Origin of the sequence: Arthrobacter sp. HMWF013 (assembly GCF_003061105.1) — a bacterium.
Lineage (GTDB): Bacteria > Actinomycetota > Actinomycetes > Actinomycetales > Micrococcaceae > Arthrobacter.
This window is the reverse complement of sequence record NZ_QAIQ01000437.1, coordinates 1-2,498: the sequence shown is the minus strand read 5'-3', so window position 1 is coordinate 2,498 and position 2,498 is coordinate 1. Positions and strand designations below refer to the sequence as shown.

Genomic DNA, 2,498 nt, shown 5'->3' with positions numbered 1-2,498 from the left:
GTAGATGATGCCCGACGGGATCGGGGACAGCTCCCCTGATGTCACGGCGACCATGACTTCATCGAACATGCTGACGGCCTCGTCCGCCCGCCCCAGCATCAGGGTTGCCTGGCCGGTTCCCAGGAGGCCCAGCGCGGACAGGTCCTTCTCCTGGAACCTCCGGCCGAGCTCGGCGGCCTGGGTGAACAGCTCGAGGGCGCCAGCAGGATCACCACCGTAGAGTTTGCCCAGCGCCGCGGGCACCATGAGGAATCCCTGCACAGGGTTTGGCTGGGCCAGTTCTTCTGCGAGCCTCTGGCCACGCGCAAACCATCCGCCGGCCTGCGCATTGTCCCCCTGGAACATGTGCTGCATGCCAAGCCAGCCCGCGCACAGGGCAGCGCTCGCAACATCGCCGACGACGAGATATTCCTCGTGGGCGCGGGTGAGGGTGTCCAGGCCTGTGGTGGTGTTGCCCGTCAGAATCCCGGCGGTGGCCAACCTTTCAAGGTCCGCCGCGGGAAGCCCGTCGCGCCGATCGGCGTCGGAATAACTCCTGAAGGCATCGGTCCACCGGTGTTCCCTGAACGCGGCCCTGCCCTCGTCGATGCCCGCTCCAGTTGACACGCCGGCCTCCTCCGACACAGCCCGCCCAGCCGGCGTCGTCGCCGTGACGCGCGCTGGACGCTACGGTACTTAAGCGTCACGGTACGCCCGCCAAACCCGGTCCACAAGCGGGCCGCGGGGTACCGCATGGAACCGAAAACTGCACTGCCGCGGGCTTACCGCAGCAACCCGCGCAGCGTCTGGATGGTGTCGGCCTCCGCTGCCGTCTTGTCGTCGCGGTAGCGCTTGACGCGTGCGAACCGGAGGGCGATTCCGCCCGGATAGCGCGAGGAACTCTGCACGCCGTCGATCGCGATCTCCACCACGGTGACGGGCTTGACCCAGACCGTGCCTGCCGTGCGGCGCACCTCAGTCTCCTGGAACCGTTCGGTCTGCCAGCGCAGCAGCGCGTCGGTGAGGCCCTTGAACGTTTTGCCCACCATCACGTAGCCGCCGGGTTCGCCGAACTCGCCGGCAGGGTCAAGGGCTCCCAGGTGCAGGTTCGATAGCAGCCCGGTGCGCCGTCCTGATCCCCATTCGCAGGCGAGGACCACCAGGTCGTAGGTGAGCACCGGCTTCACCTTGATCCAGTTGGAACCACGCCGGCCGGCTGCGTAGGCCGATCCCACCGCCTTCACCACCACGCCTTCATGGCCTGCGGCAAGTGCCTCGCGGGAGACTCGCTCGGCGACATCCACGTCCGCTGTGATCTCCCCCGGGATCCGGTGCCCGGGGGCGATCCGCTCGAGCAGGCCGATGCGCGTGGACAACGGTTCGTCGAGCAGGTCACGTCCGTCCAGGTGAAGTACGTCGAAGAACCACGGATGCAGCACCGTGGCACGCGCTGCATCCGCGCCGAACCGCGCCATCGTCTGCTGGAACGGCCGTGGTCCGCCGTCCTCGTCGAGGGCGAGGGTCTCGCCGTCGAGAATCACATCGCGCACCGGAAGTCCGCGCACTACCTCCACCACTTCGGGAAGCCGGTGTGTCACGTCAGCCAGGGTGCGTGTGTAGATCCGCACCTCGTCGCCCACCCGATGCACTTGGATACGTGCTCCGTCGAGCTTGTATTCCACGGATGCCTCGCCCGTGGCCTCCAGCGCCGCGCCGGCGCTTGCGGCCGTGGAGGCGAGCATGGGCTGCACGGGACGGCCGACGACGAGGCCGACGGCGTCAAGCTGGGCCGGGCTGCCCGTGATCGCCAGCAGGGCGGTCCCGCCGAGATCTCCGGAAAGCATGGCCGCCCGCCGCACGGTCTCAACGGGGCGATCGGCGGCGCGGGCGATCGCATCGGTCAGCACCCCTTCCAGGGCACCGGTCCGGAGTTCTCCGAGCAGCACGCCGGCGATGAATGCCTGCTCGCCCGCGGTGGCCGCCGCTGTGAGCCGCCGGAGGGTTGCGGCGCGCTCGGCCGCCGATCCGGCGCCTGAGGGAAGAAGCAGCCGGTCCAGGGCGGCATCGAGGTCCGCGACGGTAAGACCGGGCTCGGCTGCGGGCTCCCCCATGGCCGCCGCCATGCCACGCCAGCCGACTCCTACCCTGCCCTGCCGCGGCCTGGCGGTGAGGAGGCCGACCGCCGTCGTAATGTCCGCGGGCTCAAGCCGGCGCAGCAGGCCGGCCAGTGCCTCGACTTTCGCGAGCCGGGAGCGGGTGGACGCGACGGTGTCCGAGGTTCTCACGAGCTCGTCGAGCAGCATGGCACCAGTCTGCCATGACAGCAAAAACCGGCCCAGCAGATGCTGGACCGGCTTTTAGCGGAGACGCTGCGGACCCACGCCGTCTTTAACGCCAACGCGGGGTCACTCCCAGCCCAAAAATCGTTCATTATCGGGCCGGGAGTGACCCCGCGTTGGTTCAGACTCCCCCGGCCCCGCGAGCGAGGTGAGGGCGACGGTAGGGCTTAGTGGCTGTGG

The 2,498-nt window shown here is 68.9% G+C and carries 1 protein-coding gene and 1 pseudogene; both read right to left on the bottom strand.

Features of this window, described 5'->3' with window-relative positions; translation table 11 throughout:
- Window positions 1-606 (bottom strand): annotated as a pseudogene (locus DBR22_RS15825) (DNA-binding response regulator); the annotation flags it as partial.
- Between the two features lie 155 nt (window positions 607-761).
- Complete coding sequence (locus DBR22_RS15820) at window positions 762-2,282, bottom strand: ATP-dependent DNA ligase (RefSeq protein WP_108599807.1); 1,521 nt, start codon at window positions 2,280-2,282, stop codon at window positions 762-764.
- Between the last annotated feature and the right edge of the window lie 216 nt (window positions 2,283-2,498).